Annotated in this window: 11 protein-coding genes; 7 read left to right on the top strand and 4 right to left on the bottom strand. The window is 72.2% G+C overall.

The features are described from left to right. Positions 1 to 327: 327 nt before the first annotated feature. The 5 genes from acs (at position 328) to ACFYPH_RS12330 (ending at position 9701) form a co-directional block, all read left to right on the top strand. Positions 328 to 2292: an acetate--CoA ligase gene (gene acs, locus ACFYPH_RS12350; RefSeq protein WP_387181279.1), complete on the top strand. Its 1965-nt coding sequence runs from the start codon at positions 328 to 330 to the stop codon at positions 2290 to 2292. Positions 2293 to 2534: 242 nt separating this feature from the next. After that, a complete protein-coding gene (locus ACFYPH_RS12345) occupies positions 2535 to 5327 on the top strand; it encodes an immune inhibitor A domain-containing protein (protein WP_387181276.1) in 2793 nt (930 codons plus the stop codon). Between the two features lie 333 nt (positions 5328 to 5660). Continuing rightward, the gene (locus ACFYPH_RS12340; protein ID WP_355065553.1) at positions 5661 to 8087 is read left to right on the top strand and encodes an immune inhibitor A domain-containing protein; all 2427 of its coding nucleotides are present in this window, start codon (positions 5661 to 5663) and stop codon (positions 8085 to 8087) included. A gap of 203 nt (positions 8088 to 8290) precedes the next feature. Beyond that, complete coding sequence (locus tag ACFYPH_RS12335; RefSeq protein ID WP_387181273.1) at positions 8291 to 8692, top strand: hypothetical protein; 402 nt, start codon at positions 8291 to 8293, stop codon at positions 8690 to 8692. 76 nt (positions 8693 to 8768) lie between these two features. Continuing rightward, complete coding sequence (locus ACFYPH_RS12330; RefSeq protein WP_387181270.1) at positions 8769 to 9701, top strand: alpha/beta fold hydrolase; 933 nt, start codon at positions 8769 to 8771, stop codon at positions 9699 to 9701. A gap of 4 nt (positions 9702 to 9705) precedes the next feature. Here ACFYPH_RS12330 and ACFYPH_RS12325 read toward each other — a convergent pair whose 3' ends face one another. Beyond that, positions 9706 to 10071, bottom strand: coding sequence for a hypothetical protein (locus ACFYPH_RS12325; protein WP_354860421.1), 366 nt, complete (start codon positions 10069 to 10071; stop codon positions 9706 to 9708). Continuing rightward, positions 10068 to 13019: an SseB family protein gene (locus tag ACFYPH_RS12320; RefSeq protein WP_387181267.1), complete on the bottom strand. Its 2952-nt coding sequence runs from the start codon at positions 13017 to 13019 to the stop codon at positions 10068 to 10070. The genes ACFYPH_RS12325 and ACFYPH_RS12320 overlap by 4 nt, the downstream gene beginning before the upstream one ends. Before the next feature lie 152 nt (positions 13020 to 13171). Between ACFYPH_RS12320 and mycP the strand changes: the two genes are divergently transcribed. Beyond that, complete coding sequence (mycP, locus tag ACFYPH_RS12315; protein ID WP_387181265.1) at positions 13172 to 14395, top strand: type VII secretion-associated serine protease mycosin; 1224 nt, start codon at positions 13172 to 13174, stop codon at positions 14393 to 14395. Between the two features lie 205 nt (positions 14396 to 14600). Here mycP and ACFYPH_RS12310 read toward each other — a convergent pair whose 3' ends face one another. Both ACFYPH_RS12310 and ACFYPH_RS12305 read right to left on the bottom strand, forming a co-directional pair. Further along, complete coding sequence (locus ACFYPH_RS12310; protein WP_354860426.1) at positions 14601 to 14894, bottom strand: WXG100 family type VII secretion target; 294 nt, start codon at positions 14892 to 14894, stop codon at positions 14601 to 14603. A 21-nt stretch (positions 14895 to 14915) separates the two neighbouring features. Then, positions 14916 to 15236, bottom strand: a complete 321-nt coding sequence (locus tag ACFYPH_RS12305; RefSeq protein WP_354860428.1) for a WXG100 family type VII secretion target — start codon at positions 15234 to 15236, stop codon at positions 14916 to 14918. 290 nt (positions 15237 to 15526) lie between these two features. Between ACFYPH_RS12305 and eccE the strand changes: the two genes are divergently transcribed. Then, a complete protein-coding gene (gene eccE, locus ACFYPH_RS12300; protein ID WP_387181262.1) occupies positions 15527 to 17533 on the top strand; it encodes a type VII secretion protein EccE in 2007 nt (668 codons plus the stop codon). The last annotated feature ends 43 nt before the right edge of the window (positions 17534 to 17576 follow it).

The raw sequence follows: 17576 nt of genomic DNA, 5'->3' as shown, positions 1-17576 counted from the left end.
CGCGACCCGGGCCACCCGGCCGGCCCGCCGCCGGGCAAGGTCAACACGAGATCGGCGATATCGGGGTGTCCCACCGGTCCGGACACCCCGATATCGCCGAACCCGTGTCGATCAACGCCAGACGGGCCGGGCACAGCGCGGACGGGCAAGGCCCGCCGGCCCGCCCGGACGGGGGTCGGGCGCGGCGGGACGGGCAGGGCCGGCCGTCGGGCGCGCGACGGGGGCCGCTCGGCGCGACGGGGTGGGCAGCGGTCGCCGGCCGGGGGCCCCGCGACTACCCTCGTGCCCAGCGAGACGCAGGTCACCCCGAGGACGAGGAGTCACGGCATGAGCGAGGCATTGGCCAATCTGCTGAACGAGACGCGCCAGTTCCCCCCGCCGGCCGAACTCGCCGCGCACGCCAACGTCACCGTCGACGCGTACGCCGAGGCGCAGGCCGATCGGCTCGCCTTCTGGGCGAAGCAGGCCGACCGGCTGGCCTGGTCGAAGAAGTGGGACGAGGTGCTCGACTGGTCGAACCCGCCGTTCGCGAAGTGGTTCGTCGGTGGGCAGCTCAATGTGGCGTACAACTGTCTGGACCGGCACGTGGAGGCGGGCCGGGGTGACAAGGTGGCGATCCACTGGGAGGGCGAGCCGGGCGACACCCGCACTCTCACGTACGCCGACCTGCACGAGCTGACCTGCCGGGCGGCGAACGCGCTCACCGACCTGGGGGTCACGGCGGGCGACCGGGTGGCGATCTACCTGCCGATGATCCCGGAGGCGGCGGTCGCGATGCTGGCCTGCGCCCGGATCGGCGCGGCGCACAGCGTGGTCTTCGGCGGGTTCTCCGCCGACTCGTTGAGCAACCGCATCCAGGACGCCAGCGCCAAGGTGGTGATCACCGCGGACGGTGGTTACCGGCGGGGCAAGCCGTCGGCGTTGAAGCCGACCGTGGACGAGGCGGTGGCGAGCTGCCCGTCGGTGGAGCACGTGCTGGTGGTCCGCCGCACCGGTGAGGACGTGGCCTGGTCGGAGAAGGACCACTGGTGGCACGAGACGGTGGAGACGGCGTCGGCCGAGCACACGGCGCAGCCGTTCGATGCCGAGCACCCGCTGTTCATTCTCTACACGAGCGGCACCACGGCCCGACCGAAGGGCATCCTGCACACCACTGGCGGCTACCTCACGCAGGCGTCGTACACCACGCACGCGGTCTTCGACCTGAAGCCGGAGACGGACGTCTACTGGTGCACCGCCGACATCGGCTGGGTCACCGGGCACTCCTACATCGTGTACGGCCCGCTCTCCAACGGCGCCACGCAGGTCATGTACGAGGGCACCCCGGACACCCCGCACAAGGGCCGGTTCTGGGAGATCGTCGACCGGTACAAGGTCAGCATCCTCTACACCGCGCCCACCCTGATCCGGACGATGATGAAGTGGGGCGAGGACATCCCCGCCGGCTTCGACCTGTCGTCGCTGCGGCTCCTGGGCAGCGTCGGTGAGCCGATCAACCCCGAGGCGTGGATGTGGTACAGGCAGCACGTCGGCGGGGGTGAGCTGCCCATCGTGGACACCTGGTGGCAGACCGAGACGGGCGCCATCATGATCTCCCCGCTGCCGGGGGTGACGGCGGCGAAGCCGGGTTCGGCGATGACTCCGTTGCCGGGCATCGTCGCCGACGTGGTGGACGACCAGGGCCAGTCGGTGCCGAACGGCGGGGGCGGCTACCTGGTGCTGCGCGAGCCGTGGCCGTCGATGCTGCGCACCATCTGGGGTGACGACAACCGGTTCATCGAGACGTACTGGTCGCGGTTCGAGGGCATGTACTTCGCCGGCGACGGGGCGAAGAAGGACGACGACGGGCACATCTGGCTGCTCGGTCGGGTCGACGACGTGATGCTGGTGTCCGGGCACAACATCTCGACGACCGAGGTCGAGTCGGCGCTGGTGTCGCACCCGTCGGTGGCCGAGGCGGCGGTGGTGGGCGCGACCGACCCGACCACCGGCCAGGCGATCGTGGCGTTCGCCATCCCGCGGGGCAGCACGGACATCGTCGGCGAGGCGGGTGAGCAGCTCATCGCGGACCTGCGCAACCACGTGGCAAAGACGCTCGGCCCGATCGCCAAGCCGCGGCAGATCATGCTGGTGCCGGAGCTGCCGAAGACCCGTTCGGGCAAGATCATGCGTCGGTTGCTGCGGGACGTGGCCGAGAACCGGTCGCTCGGCGACGTGACCACGCTGCAGGACTCCTCGGTGATGGAGCTGATCTCCTCCGGGATGAGCGGCGCGAAGTCCGACGAGGACTGACGACAGGCGTACCCCATCGGTGGGTGACGGTCCGCACGGACCGTCACCCACCGTCATCTTTTGTGGAGGTACGACCACCGCGCGCCGCCGGCTGCGGTGGTTGGACGAATAACGCCTCCATCACGTTCCCGCCGTTCGGCGTGTTTCTCATTTAGTTTCACGGAGGTCGGCGGGCCTCGATGCGTTCCTGCGCGTCCGGAGTCGGCCGGCTTCCTCCGCCCATGCCCGAGAAACGGAGCGGCATGAACAGAAACTCCCATCCGGGGTCGCGTCGACGACTACTCGTCGCGCTGCCCGTCATCGCCCTCGCGGCCACCTCACTGACCGTGAGTGGAAGCGCGGCGGCGCAGCCGTCCACCACCCCCCGGGCGGTGATCGGGGCTGACGAGTACTACATCAACTACGCCGAGCCCGAGGTGCAGACGGACACCACCGGCCGTGAGGTCAAGGGCAAGGGTGGCGTCTACACCCCGGCCGTCGACGCCGCGCGTGCGTTCGACCAGAAGCACGCACGGGGCAACCCGGTGACCGCGCGCCAGCTCGCGCAGATCGAAGCCAAGTCGATCAAGACGGGTAAGAGCCCGCGGCAGATCAAGCAGTCGCCGACCACGCAGACGGCGAAGCTGCTGACGCTGCTTGTCGAGTTCAACGACAAGGCGAACGACGACTTCACGAACGTGATGGTCCCGAAGACGGTGTTCGAGGATCGGACCTGTGTCCCCGGCACCGTGCAGAACGGGCCGAAGCACAACACCATCCCGAACCCGGCGACGCTGCCGCACGAGGACAACAACTCGATGTGGGTGCCGGACTTCTCGCCGTCGCACTACGACAAGATGCTGTACAGCAAGAACGGCATCACCGAGCGGGTCCGCAAGGACCTGAAGGGCCCGGACGGCAAGAAGGGCATCGACCTCACCGGTCGCACGATGCACAACATGTACCTGGAGATGTCCAAGAACGCGTACACGGTCGCTGGGCAGGCCAGCCCGTGGATCACCGTGCCGCACTCCGAGGGCTGGTACGCGGCCAACCGCTGCACCCAGGACGAGAACGGCAACTGGGTCCCCGGCCGGGAGCAGTCGATGAACGGCCACCCGGACAACCCGGCTGGCGCGGGCAGGCTGGCGACCGACGCGATCGACGCGCTCGCCGCCAAGGACCCCAGCTTCCCGTGGGCCGAGTACGACAAGGAAGACCAGGCCGACCGCGACGGTGACGGCAACCTCTTCGAGCCCGACGGCGTGATCGACCACCTCGTGCTGGTGCACGCCGGCCAGGGCAAGTCGCGCGGCGGCGGCGACCAGGGCGTGTACGCCGTCTGGGCGCACTCCTCCTCGGTCCCGGGTGGCTACACCATCCCGGGCACCAGCCTGAAGGTGTCGAACTACATCGTGCAGCCGGAGGACGCCGGCGTGGGTGTCTTCGCCCACGAGTTCGGCCACGACCTCGGTCTGCCGGACCTCTACGACACCTCCGGCAACGCCGACTCCGACGTGGACTTCTGGGATCTGATGGCCTCGGGTTCGCACTCGGGTGAGATCTTCCAGGCGCTGCCCACGCACATGGGCATCTGGGACAAGTGGGTGCTCGGCTGGGCCGACCCGCTGACCATCCGCCCCGGCTCCAACCCGCGTGAGGTGAAGCTCGGGCAGACCTCGCGTACGCCGATCGACTCCGAGGACGGCATCAAGGTCGACCTGCCGGACAAGGTGACGGTCCTGGCCACGCCGCACAGCGGCACGAAGATGTGGCACAGCAACAACGACCAGAGCTGGGCCGACGTCAAGCTGAGCCGCTCGGTCGACGTGCCCAACGCCGCGGACGCCAAGTTCTGGATGTGGAACAACTACATCATCGAGGAGGACTGGGACTTCGGCTTCGTCGAGCTGTCGACCGACGGCGGTACGACCTGGTCCGAGCAGAAGGTGTACGCCGAGGGTGGCACGGTGGTCACCACGCCGGACAACTACGGCGACCCGAACGGCCGGATGAACGACTTCGGCGGCAAGAAGTACGGCCTGACCGGCAGCACCGACGGCTGGCGGCACGACTACGTCGACCTGTCGGCGTACGCGGGCAAGACCGTCCAGGTACGACTGCGTCTCGCCACCGATGAGGCGTTCGAGGAGCGCAACTGGTTCGTCGACGACTTCTCGGTCACCGGCGGCGGCGCCACCACCTGGAGCGACGACGTCGAGGGCGGCGCCAACGGCTGGTCGGCCACCGGCGGCACGTTCGTGGACACCACCGGCGCGGGCTGGAAGGTCTCCGGCGGCACCGAGGTGCACGCGCAGTACTACCTGGCCGAGTGGCGCAACTTCGACGGCTTCGACAAGGGCCTGAAGTACGCCTACGACACCATCTACTCCCACGAGGCGTGGAAGGTCGACCGGATCTCCTACAACGCGCCGGGCATGCTGGTGTGGTACCGGGACAGCGCGCTCGGCGACGTCAACCACGTCACCGGGCAGATGACCGCGCTGCCCAGCTACGGCGCGAAGGGCGGGCTGCTCATCGTGGACTCGCACTTCGACCCGTACCGGCGCACCGGCACGGCGGCCGAGAAGGACCCGTCGGTGACGGACAACCTGCCCAGCCGGCCGCAGTCGTCCAACGCGGCCTTCACGCTCCAGAAGACGTACCCCTTCACGGAGTGCCTGGAGGCGGCGGGCGAGCCGTACAGCGCGTACTGCACGAAGTTCAAGGCCCAGCCGCCGGTGAAGAGCTTCACCGACGCCAAGGGCTGGTACCCGGGCATCGAGATGCGCAACGGGGCTCCGTACGCGCGGGACAACGACGCCTCCGTGGTGGTGCCGTCGCGCGGTGGAGCGCCGTACACCACCCGGGTGACCAACCCGGACGGCAGCCCGGCGCCGGAGTTCTACGGCGTGACGCTGGGCGGCGGCGTGATCGTGCTCGGCACCGGTAACCCGGGCGACGCGGGCGTGCAGAACGGCGTCTCGTTGACCATCCGTAAGACCGCGCGGGACAACTCGTCCGCGACCATCTTCGTCACCCCGGCGAAGAAGTAAGGGTTTCGCGCAGCAACAACTGATGGTGGGGGCCGGTGGCGGGAACGCTGCCGGCCCCACTGTCGTAACGTCTGATCTTATTGATCGAAATGCATCGCTGCGGACGTTGCCGACCAGTCCACCCTGATTCGCGTGCTGATGAACCGCAGGGGTGTGACGGTGAAAAGCGTTCCCAACAAAATCTTGCAACAAATCGACGCGCACATCTTCCCACCCGTCCCGGCAGTGTCTATGTTCACCATTGGTCCCACTAGTGGGATCGATCTATCACCGGCCCGTACCCCCGTTGGGCCGGTTCCCTCACACCGGAGGTACCACGTGCGCAAAGTCGCAGTGGGTCTGCTCGGGCTCTCACTGACGGCGACGGGGCTGGCGTTCGGACCGTCCGCCAGTGCCGCGCCGCAGCCGAAGTTGCCGACGGCCGCTCCGTCGGTCGCCGAGCCCGCCCTTGCCGACCACGACCTGCCGAACCCGCTGGAGGACAAGCGGCGAGCGCTGCGCCAGGAGGGCCTCAGCGAGGTCCTGTCCGGCAAGGCCAAGGCAGAGAAGATCAACGGCAGCACCGTCGTCAAGGTCGGTAAGACCCAGGCCGACGGGGCCGCCGCCCGCACCACCGGGGCGGGCACGGCCCAGACGGAAGACCAGTACGTCGAGCTCTCCCGTCAGCGGACCGACAAGATCTTCGTGATCCTCGCCGAGTTCGGCAACGAGCGGCACCCGGACTTCCCGGACAAGAACATCGACCCCAACACCGCGGGGCCGACCAAGTTCACCGGTCCGCTGCACAACGAGATCCCGGCGCCCAACCGGGCGGTGGACAACTCCACCGTCTGGCAGCCGGACTACAACGCCGACCACTACCGGCAGCTCTACTTCGGCACCAACCCCGGTGACGAGTCGCTGAAGCAGTACTACGAGGCCCAGTCCTCGGGTCGCTACAGCGTCGAGGGCGAGGTCACCGACTGGGTCAAGGTCAAGTACAACGAGGCCCGCTACGGTCGTTCCGACGACCCGAAGGCCGACGACGACCCGACCGGTGACCCGAACGTCTGCGACAGCAACGTCTGCAGCAACACCTGGGACCTGGTCCGCGACGCCGCCAACCAGTGGGTCATCGACCAGAAGGCCGCCGGTCGCACCGACGCGCAGATCGCCGCCGATGTCAAGTCGATGGACCAGTACGACCGGTACGACTTCGACGGTGACGGCAACTTCAACGAGTCGGACGGCTACATCGACCACTTCCAGATCGTCCACTCCGGCGGCGACCAGGCCGACGGTGACCCGATCCAGGGTGAGGACGCCATCTGGAGCCACCGCTGGTACGCGTACGCCTCGGACCAGGGCAACACCGGCCCGGCGAACTTCCCGGCCGGCGGCACCCAGATCGGCAACACCGGCGTCTGGATCGGCGACTACACCATCCAGCCGGAGAACGGTGGCCGGAGCGTCTTCTACCACGAGTACGGCCACGACCTCGGTCTGCCGGACGACTACAACGTGGTCAGTGGTGGCGACAACAACAACGAGCACTGGACCCTGATGGCCCAGAGCCGGCTCGGCGCCAAGAACGACGGCGGCATCGGCGAGCGCGGTGGCGACCTCGGCGCGTGGAACAAGCTCCAGCTCGGCTGGCTCGACCACGACACGCTCGGGCCGAACGAGAAGCGCACCGTAAAGCTCGGCCCGCAGGAGTACAACTCGCCGGAGGCGCAGGCCGCGGTGGTCAACCTGCCGCCGCGTGAGTACACCTTCTCGAACGGCGCACCGTTCGAGGGCAGCAAGCAGTTCTTCACGGGCAACGAGGACGACCTGAACAGCACGATGACCCGGACGCTGGACCTCACCGGGAAGTCGACGGCCGCCCTGGCCATGAAGGGCCGCTACAACATCGAGAGCGGGTTCGACTACCTGTTCTTCGAGGCCTCGGTCGACGGTGGCAAGACCTGGGCGACCCTGCCCGGCACCGTCAACGGCAACCCGCTGAAGGAGATCTCCCCCGGGCGCTTCGCCCTGGACGGCTCCAGCAACGGCAAGTGGGTTGACGTCAACATCCCGATGAACTCCGTAGCGGGCAAGGTCGTGCAGTTCCGGCTGCGCTACCAGACCGACGGCGGGCTGTCAAAGGGCGGCTTCTACGGTGACGCGATCACCGTGACCGCTGACGGTCAGACCGTGTTCACCGACGGCGCCGAGAACGGTGCCAACGGCTGGACGTTCGCGGGGAAGTTCGAGATCGCCGCGGCCACCTACACCAAGAAGTTCGCGAACTACTACATCGCCGGTACCCGGTCGTACACCTCGTACGACAAGTACCTCAAGACCGGCCCGTACTACTTCGGCTACGCGAACACCCGCCCGGACTACGTGGACCACTACGCGTACCAGGAGGGTCTGCTGATCTCCTACTGGAACCTGCGCTGGGCGGACAACGACACGTTCGCTCACCCGGGTGAGGGTCGGAACATGATCATCGACGCGCACCCGCGGCCGCTCTACAACCTGACCGGTGCCCCCTGGCGGGCCCGCGTCCAGGTCTACGACGCGCCGTTCAGCCTGAAGAAGGCCGACTCGTTCACGCTGCACATCGACAGCCAGCCCCAGTACGTCCGGGGCCAGGCCGCGCAGCCTCTGTTCGACGACACCCAGCAGTACTGGTACCCGGAGCTGCCGAACCACGGCGTCAAGCTCCCGGCGACCGGCCGGAAGATCAAGGTTCTGTCGCAGGACGGCATCTACACCAACGTCCGCTTCTTCTGATCCTCGGATCAGGCGACACCCGCACCACGGCGATGCCCGGGCAGGTCACCTGCCCGGGCATCGCCCGTTCCGGGAACCCCGGTCGCGCCCCGCGCGTCCGATCACCCGTGCACCCGCGAACCCGCACCACCCTGACCGGCGCCGGTCTGACTGTCCTGCTGGCGCTCACCGGCTGCGCCGGAACGCGGAACGAAGGAGACGGCGTGTCCTCCGAGCAGAGCCCCTCCGACGCTCCCTCGACCGGCACACCGCCGTCCGCCGCCGCGCCGACCGGGCCCACCGATCCGACGCCGTCGTCCCCCTCCGGCCGCCCGTCGCGCTCGCGTGTCCCGCTGCCCACCCTGCGCCCGCCGACCGGGCCGCCGCGCAAGCCGACCGACGCCCGCAAGGCCAACGTGCTGGCCGGACGGATCAACCGGGGCGGCGACGGCCCCTGCTACGGCCTGGTCACCGACGACGGCCGGCAGTACGCGCTGCACGGCACCGGCAAGGGCACCTTCGCCGTCGGCACGACCGTCCTGGTGACCATCGGCCCGGCCGACCCGACCGCCGACTGCGGCCTGGGCACCCCGGCCAGCATCGTCGACATCAGCCCGGTCGGCTGACCGTCGCCCGACGCTCCCGGGCCACAGACGGGCCGGCGAAACGGCTGCCTGCCGACGGGGTCCTAGGCTGTCAACCATGACCGACCAGCGCGGCGGAGCCGTCGACGAGTCCTGCGTCCTCACCGAGGGGCCGTGGACGCACCGTTTCGTCGGCGCCAACGGCACCCGGTTCCACGTGGTCGAGGCCGGCACCGGGCCGATGGTGCTCTTCCTGCACGGCTTCCCCGAGCACTGGTGGGCCTGGCACCAGATGCTCCCGGCGGTCGCCGACGCCGGCTTCCGCGCGGTCGCCGTGGACCTGCGCGGTTACGGCGCCAGCGACAAACCACCCCGGGGGTACGACGGCTACACCCTCGCCGCCGACATCGCCGGCCTGATCCGTGCCCTCGGTGAACGGTCGGCGACGCTTGTCGGCAGCGGCGTCGGCGGCATGGTGGCCTGGACGGTGGCGTCGTTCCACCCGTCGCTGGTCCGGCGGTTGGTGGTCCTGGGTGCACCCCACCCGCTGCGGCTGCGCGCCGCCATCTTCGCCGACCCACGCGGGCAGTTCGCCGCCTCCACCCCGGCGTTGAAGTTCCAGCTCCCCCGCTACGAGCACGTGCTCACCAAGGACGGCGGGGCGGCCGTCGGGGAGATCCTGCGCCGCTGGGCCGGGCCGCGCTGGGCCGCCAGCGGCGACTTCGAGGCGTACGCCGAGCGGTGCCGGGAGGCGATGCGCATCCCGCAGGCCGCCTTCTGCGCGCTGGAAGGCTACCGCTGGGCCTTCCGTTCAGTGCTGCGGCTGCACGGCTACCGGTTCGTCCGCCTCATGCAGAAGCCGCTGGTCACCCCGACCCTTCAACTGCACGGCGCACGGGACGTCGCCGCCCTGCCACGAACCGCCCTGGGGTCCGGCCGGTACGTCGTGGCGCCGTACGAGTGGCGCCTGCTCGACGGGGTGGGGCACTTCCCTCACCTGGAAGCCCCCGAGCTGGTGCTCGGCGAGATCCTGCGGTGGGCCAAGTCCTGATCGGTCAGACCCGCTGCTCGCGCAGGTCGGTGACCTCGGCGGCCGGCGCCCAGCCCTGGTAGACGCCGAAGTCGAAGACCTCCAGCCGCATCGCCTCGGCCACCGGCCAGCGACCGCCGGTGTACTCCACCCGCAGCCAGGCGTCGTGTTTTCCAAGCACGATGAACGGCTGCCCCTGCCACGTGCAGGTGGTCCGCACGTACGCCAGGTCCTCGATCTCGCTCGCCGGCAGCACCCGCACGTACCGGCCCGGACGGACCTCCTCGAAGCCCTCACCCGGCTCCGGCTGGTAGAGCCGGATGTCGTCGCCGTCCGGGCTCGCCTGGTACTCCCGGCCCCGCCAGCGGGCCACGTAGCCGTCGCGCATCACGCCTCCGGAACCCGTCGCCAGACCACCGCGTCCGTGTCGAGCACCGCGATCACCCGCTCGGTGCCGTCCCCGCCGATGCGCCAGAGCTGCGCGCCGTGCGGGAGGCGGGCGCTGTCCACCTTGAACTCCGCCACCACGTCGCTGCTCTCACCCGGGGCGAAGCCGTTGCCCCGGAACGGCGGGCGCTCGATGACCCAGCCCTCCATGGCCCGCATCGCCGGCTCGTTCTGGCCGCCGTACGGGATCCGGTAGAGGCTGGGCCGGTGCGCCGGCCAGCGCAGCACGTAGATCTCCTCGGCGTCCCGTACGAACGGTGACCCCGGGTAGCTCAGGCCCAGCGCGTCATGCAGCTCGGCCGGCGTGGTCAGGTGGGCCAACTCGCCGGCCCGGTGCACAAAGCCGGAGACCCGGTCGTACCCCCGCTCCAGGTAGTACGCGAGCTGACTGGGCGCGATCGCCTTCTGCATCACGGTCGGGCGGGCCGGGTCGACCGCCGCGGGAGCGTACCGGGGACGGGCGGCGGGCTCCGCCACGGCCGGCGCCTCCTCGGCGTCGACCTCCAGGTCGTCACCGAGCCCGACCTCGGCGGCCCAGTTGGCGAGGGCGACGATCTGCTCGCCGGGCAGCTTCGCGCCGACCGGCGTGCCCGGGTTGACGGCGAACGACCAGTCCTCGTCGGGCCAGCGCCGGATCAGTTGGGCGAACTTCACCCGGACCGTGTCGACGTCACCCTCGACGTGGTCGGCGAGGCGCTCCGGGGACGTGTAGACCACCACGTACGTCTCGCCGTCGAGCTGCGCGGTACGCCAGACGAAGCCCGGGTCGCCGGGACGGCTGCCGCGCACCGAGTCCGCCGCCGCCGGGAGCAGGACCCGGGCCAACAGCAGGGTGGACAGGAACGTGTCCGTACTGCCGGCACCCGCCGCGCCGAGCAGGTCCTCCTCGACCGTGTTGGCCGGCTCGAATTGCACCGACGCCGGCTCGTCGACAATCGCACGCTGGTCGTCCACGACCGGGCGTTCGTCGTCGGTGTCGGGGCGTACCGCCTCCGGCTCGTAGCCCACCGGGGACCGGGGCGAGGACCAACCGGCGGCCACGCCAGCCGAGCCGCCAGCGCCGCCCAGGCCGCCACCGCCCAGGCCGCCGCCGCTCAGGTCTGCGCTGCTCAGGTCGGAGCCGGCAGAATCGAGCGGGCCCGCGCCGGTGCGGTCCGTGCCGAACAGGCCTTCGGCGGTCCCGGTGGAATCGGGCCGGCCCGTGCCGGTGTCGGCGGGTTCGAACGAGACCGGGCCGGACGACGCGGGCTCGAACGACGAGGGAACGCCGAACGGATCCGGGGCCGCGGCGGAGGGCCCGGGAACGAAGGGGCCGGGCATCGAGGCGCCGGGAACGGCGGGGTCGGGCACAGACGGGCCGGACGCGGCCGGGCCGAACGTCGGCGGGGCGGCGGTGGTCGGGCCGGGTCGCCGGGCCGCGTCGAACGCAGGAGCGCCCTCGGTCGGGTCGAGGAGATCCCGGGACTCGATGATGGTGCCCTCGATGACGATCGGCGTGAAGCCGCGACGCGGGGCGGGTGGGCCGGAGACCGGCTCCGCGACCGACGGCGGCAGTTCCTCCACCGGCTCGAAGCGCTGCCGGTCCCCGGATCGGCCACGCGGGATCGCCTGGGTCTCGTCCGCCGTGGGAACGGGCCCTCCGACGCGGGTCGGTGACGGCTCACCCGCGGCTGGACCGGGCACCCGGAACGCACGGGTGGGTTCCTCGGCCAACGGGTTGGGCCGTCGCGGTGGCAGAGGCTGGGTGGTCTCGTCGTCGGTCGCGGGCGCTCGTACCACCCGGGACGCGCCCAGGTCGCCGGCCGGTGGCCGCAGCGGTCGGGTGGCGTCCGGTGTCGGCATCGGGAAGGCCGGGGCCGCGTTGTCGCCGCCCGGCGTGTCTGCGGGACGGCGGCGCGGGAAGGGCTGGCTGCCCCGCCCGAACCGGGACGGCGGCACCGCCCGGTCGCCCGACCGACCGTCACCGGAGACCGGCCCGGACGCTCGACCGGACGTCGGCTCGAAGAAGGAGCGCCGACCACCCTGGGTGTTGCCGTCACCGGCGGCCGGGCCGTCGCCGTCGGTGGCCGGGGGGCTCGCGGACGGCCGGCCGGCGCGCGGACCCGGCTGGTCGGCCGGGGCGACCTGGGCGCGGTCGGTGGAGGCCAGCGGCACGTACCGGGATGCGCCGGTACGGCCAACGCCCGGCACGGGGCCGGCGCCGGGGCGGGCCGGGCGGGGCGGGGCGTCCGGCTGCCGCTGACCGGCGGCGGGCAGGTCCTCCGAGCCGGACCGGCGCGACAGCTCACCCGGACCGGGCGCCCGGGTCGGGGTGCCCGACGCCGGGGGTGTGCCCACCGGCGGCACCGCGTTCCTCGGCGCGGGTCGTCCGGACGGCGTCGGGTCCGACGCGGGCGGCACGAACCCGGTGGAGGGCGAGGCGTCCCGGCCGGTCGTACCGGCTCTCGACCGGGCCAGCGTCTCGGCCCGCTCCAGCCGCGCGCGGGCGCCCATGGCGCGGCCCGGCAGCCGGACGTCACCACGGGAGAGCTGGGACACGAACCAGGCGGGCAGGTAGCCCTCGACCGGCAACCCGGGGTTGACCGCGAGCCACCACTCGTGGTTGGGCCAACCGAGGGCGAGGTCGGTGAACGGCACGCGCCGGTTGGTGCCGCCGTGCTCACCGAGGCAGGCCCGCAGCGCCGCGGCGGAGGTGAAGGCCAGCACGTGGGTCCGGCCACCGGTGGTCCAGGTGCCCCAGCCGGCGGACGCCTGACCGGACGGCGCCGGCGTGGAGACCGGCAACAGCAGATCGGTGCGGGACAGGAGGCGGAAGTAGAGCTCCTGGTCGTTGGCGCGCAGCGCGTCCCACATCGCCACCTCGGCCTCCGTGGCCGGCTCCCATTCGGTCACGGCCACCTCTCCTTCCGAGAACAGGCCACAGGTATCGCGTACAACCTACAAGGTGGTATCAAGATCACAATGGCTGGCCGGCGGCGGTCCGCCGGGGCGGCGTCGAGGCGATAACATCCCGTTCCGGAGCCGACACGATACGGAGGCTGTCGATGTCCCGGTCGATCGCGCACCCCGTCCTGGCAGGTCTGGCCGCTGCTCTGCTTACCGCCGCGACCGGTCCGGCCGTCGCCGCCAGCGCCGGGCTCCGGTTGGCCCCGGCCTGCGCGACCCCACTGGCGCCCGTCCGGCCGGTCGAGGCCACACCCTGGCCCCAGCAGCGGTACGACCCCGCGCGGCTCGCGCCGCTGACCACCGGCGCCGGGGTGACGGTCGCGGTCGTCGACTCCGGAGTCGACCGGGCGCACCCCCAGTTGACCGGACGGGTGCTGGCCGGCACCGACCTGCTCGACCCGGGTGGGGACGGCAGCCGGGACTGCGCCGGGCACGGCACCGGCGTGGCGAGCATCATCGCGGCGGCGCCCCGGCCCGGTGTCGCCTTCCACGGCCTGGCCCCGGCCGCCCGGATCCTGCCGGTACGGGTGAGTGAGCAGCAGGTGGTGCAGGGCCGGGAGTCGGGGCGCACGGTCAGCGCCGACGAGTTCGCCCGCGCCATCCGCTGGGCCGTCGACCACGACGCCGACGTGGTGAACCTCTCCGTGGTGCTGTACGCCGACGACCCGGAGGTCCGCTCCGCCGTGCGGTACGCCGTCGAGCGGGACGTGGTGCTGGTGGCCGCAGTGGGCAACCTGCACGACAGCGGCGACCCGCGCCCGTTCCCTGCCGCGTACGACGGGGTGCTCGGGGTGGGCGCGATCGGGGCGGACGGGGCACGGGCGACCTTCTCCCAGACCGGCTCGTACGTCGATCTGGTCGCCCCGGGCAGCGCGGTGCTGGTCGCCGCGCCCGCGCAGGGCCACCAGCAGGTCGAGGGCACCAGTTACGCGGTGCCGTTCGTGGCCGCCACGGCGGCGCTGCTGCGCGCGTACCGTCCCGAGTTGACCGCCGCCGAGGTGGTGCAGCGGATCGTCGCCACGGTCGATCCGGCGCCCGGCCCGGGACACGGCGGCGGGTACGGCGCCGGCGTGCTGAACCCCTATCGCGCGGTCACCGAGACCGGCGGCGGCCGTACGACCGCTCCTCGGCCGGTTGCCGCACTCGCCGACGACCGGCCCGATCCGGCGGTGCTCGCCCGCCAGGCCCGCCGCGCGACCGCCCGGGACCGGGCTCTGGTGGCCGGCGCGGCGATCGGCCTGACGGCGGTCGCCGTGGTGTTGCTCGCCCTCGTGCTGCCCCGCGGCGCGCGCCGGCGCTGGCGACCTGCCGAGCCAGCCTGACCCGGCCCCGCGGTCATCCGCGCCCAACCCGACCCTGGCGTAGTCCGCGCCAAACCCAACCCGGTCCTGGTCCGCCTCGGCGGGCGTCGACCCCGGTGCCCCGCGTGCGGGATGTCGCCTCGATCGGCCAGCACGCGGGCGCCCCTCGTCGGAGGGTGGCCGGGGCGCCGACGCGGGCACGGTCAGCGCTCCCGGCCCACCGGCGTCACTGGAACAGCCCGGTGTTCTTCTTCTCCGTGTCCAGATAGTCGGCCGCGGAATCGTCCACCGCCACCTTGATGGCGCGCAGCATCGCCTGCAGGTCCTGCGAGGCGGACCGCCACCGCGCCTGGCGCTGCTCGTACGCCTGTCGGGCGTCACCCGCCCAGGCCGACACCAGCGGCGCGGCGTCGCGTTCGAGCTGGCCGAGCTGCGAGTCGAGCGTGTTCAGCGCCCGTTGAATGTCCGCGCCGGCCTGTTGCAGCGCGGCGAAGTTGACGACCAGCACACCGTGGTCCATCGGAACTTCCCTTCCGGCAGGTCAGAGCGGCAGCTGGATGCCGCCGCGGTTGGTGCCGGCCACCCGGCTGGCCGCCTCGTCGTCCGAGACGTCGTACTGTCGGCCGGCGGTGCGGATGGCCCCGGCGGTCTCCCGCAGGGCCCGGTGCAACGCGGCCTGATCCTCTGACCACTGCCGCTTGACCTGCTCGAACGACCGCCCACCGGCACCGCGCCAGGCCTGCTGCAACACCTCCAGCTCGGCCAGCAGGCCGGTCAGCATGGACTGCAACGACTGGTCCACCTGCTCGAACTTCGCGGCGGTCTGTCGCATCACCGCCGCTTCTGCCTGGGTCTGGGACACCCGAACATCACCTCGTCTCCTCGGTCGTGCCTGGCCGGCTGTGCGCCCACCGTGGGAGCGCACCGATCGCGTGGCCCGGTCGACGAGCATGGGTGGACGCGGGTCAGCGATGAACTTCGTGGCTGACGGTAGCGGCCCGGTAGCCGTTCTGCTACCCCACGCACCTCCCCTGTGGACAACCACGGCAGCCATCGGTCGCTTACGATGTGCGGCAGCCACGTCGCGGCGCGTGACGGGCAATCCCGGGGCGGTCGGCCGCCCGGCACGTCCCAACTGGTCGAGGAGGCGCGGTGTCGCCGATCACCACCGGAGGCTCGCAGCCGGCGAGCCGGCCCGGTTGGGGCCCGGTCCCGGCCGCCAGCGCCCCGACAGCCGGGTCGGCCCCCACCGCCGTCGGAACAACCACGTCTGTCGGCACCGCGCCGGGTGTCGACACCGGAGCAACCGCGACCGTAGCCATCAGTACCGCGCCGGCCGCCCTCGGCGTCCCCGGGTCGGGGGCAGCCAGGGATCGCGTACTCGATCGACGATCTCGCGGCCGGTGGGCCGCGTTCAGCCGACGCGGCGCGGGGATCCGCGCGGGTCAACTGGTCACCGGGCAGGTCGCCGTCGCGGTCGTCCTCGCCGCGCTGGGCCGGGGCACGCCGGTCACCGTCGCCGCGCTGCTGGTGGCGGCGCTCCTCGTGGCGGTCGCCGGCGTCCGGGTCCGCGGCCGGTGGCTCTTCGAGTGGCTGGGCACCGCCGCCGGGCATGTGACCCGGCGCCGTGTGCTGGGCCAGCAGCCCGGCCCGGCCGAGTTGCTCGCCCTGGTCGCACCCGGCGCCGTGGTCCACTCGACGGAGCTGTCCGGCGGGCCGGCGGCGGTGCTGGAGGACACCGGCGGCATGGTGGCGCTTCTGGAGCTCGGCGATCCCGGCGACCTGCTGGGCGACGCGTCCCGAGCGATCCCCGCGCCGGCCGCGCTGCTGCCGACGCCCGGTCCGGACGTCCCGCCGCTGCGGATCCAGCTGCTCCTCAGCGGGACGCCGGCACCCGTCCCGACGGCGGGTGGCACCGTCGGCACGTCGTACCGGCAGCTCACCGACGGACGGCTCGCCGGGCGGGAGCGGGCGGTGCTGGCGGTCCGGGTGCTGCGGGCGGACGGGTGGACGCAGGAGGCCCTGCGTCGCGCGCTCGCCGGCACGGTACGCCGGATCGTCCGCCGACTCGGGCCGCTTACCGCCCGGCCGCTCGGCGTACCGGCGGCGCTGCGCGTGCTGGGCGAGCTGGCCCACCACGACGGCCAGCCGGTGCGGGAGTCGTGGCCGCTGCTCCGCTCGGGCGCTCTCGTCCAGGCCACGTTCCGGCTGGTCGACTGGCCGCAGACCGGCGCCCCGGCCGCGCGGCGGCTGGTGCCCCGGCTGCTCGCGCTGCCGGCGACCGCGACGACTGTGTCGCTCTGCGTGGGGCCACCGCCGGCCGGCGGCACCGGGGCTGCCCCGACCGAACTGGCCGTACGCCTGGCCGCGGCGTCGACCGCCGAGCTGACCGTGGCCGTCGACGCGCTGGGCCGACTGGTCAGCGGCGTCGGCGGGACGCTGCGCAGACTCGACGGCGCGCACCTGACCGGGCTGGCTGGCACGCTGCCGGTGGCGCTCACCAGCGCCGGGGGGCAATCGGCGGTGGCGCTGGACGACTGGGAGCTGACCCTGGGCGAGGCGGGGATGATGGTCGGCACCAACCGGCACGGCGGTGCGGTCACCGTGCGGTTGTTCCGGCCGGAGAGCACCCGGGTGATGCTGGTGGGCGGGGTGCGCGCCGCGCAGTTGGTGGCGCTGCGGGCGATGGCCCTGGGCGCGCTGGTGGTGGTGCAGACGGCGCGACCCCGTGTCTGGGAGCCGTTCGTGCGAGGTGTGGGCGCTCCGGGGGGAACGATCCCGCTGATCCCGCCGGGCCGACCGGTCGCTGACTCGGTGGGCACCGCGCTCCAGCCGTTGCTGCTGGTGGTCGACGCCGGGCCGGCGCCGGCCGAGACCGAGCCGGGGCCGGCGTGGCGGGCCACTCTCGTGGTGCGCGACGAGCTGACCCCGGCCGATGTGGACGCGTTGAGCCGCGCCGACCTGGCGGTGCTGCAGCCGCTGCACGCGGCCGAGGCCGCGCTGGCCGGCGCGGCGCTGGGGCTGGGTGGGTCGGCCGACTGGCTCACCCGGATCCGGGACGACATGGTGGCGGTGGTGAACCGCCGAGCCCTGCGGTGGGCGCTGCTCTCCCCCACCCCGATCGAGGCCCAGCTGATCGGCCGGCCGGCGCGCGGCTGAGCCGACGGGGGCGCCGACCCGAGCTGCGGCCGGGCCCGCCCTG

Source organism: Micromonospora sp. NPDC005252 (assembly GCF_042872475.1).
In the GTDB taxonomy this organism is placed as follows: domain Bacteria; phylum Actinomycetota; class Actinomycetes; order Mycobacteriales; family Micromonosporaceae; genus Micromonospora.
This window is presented reverse-complemented; position numbering and strand designations above follow the sequence as displayed.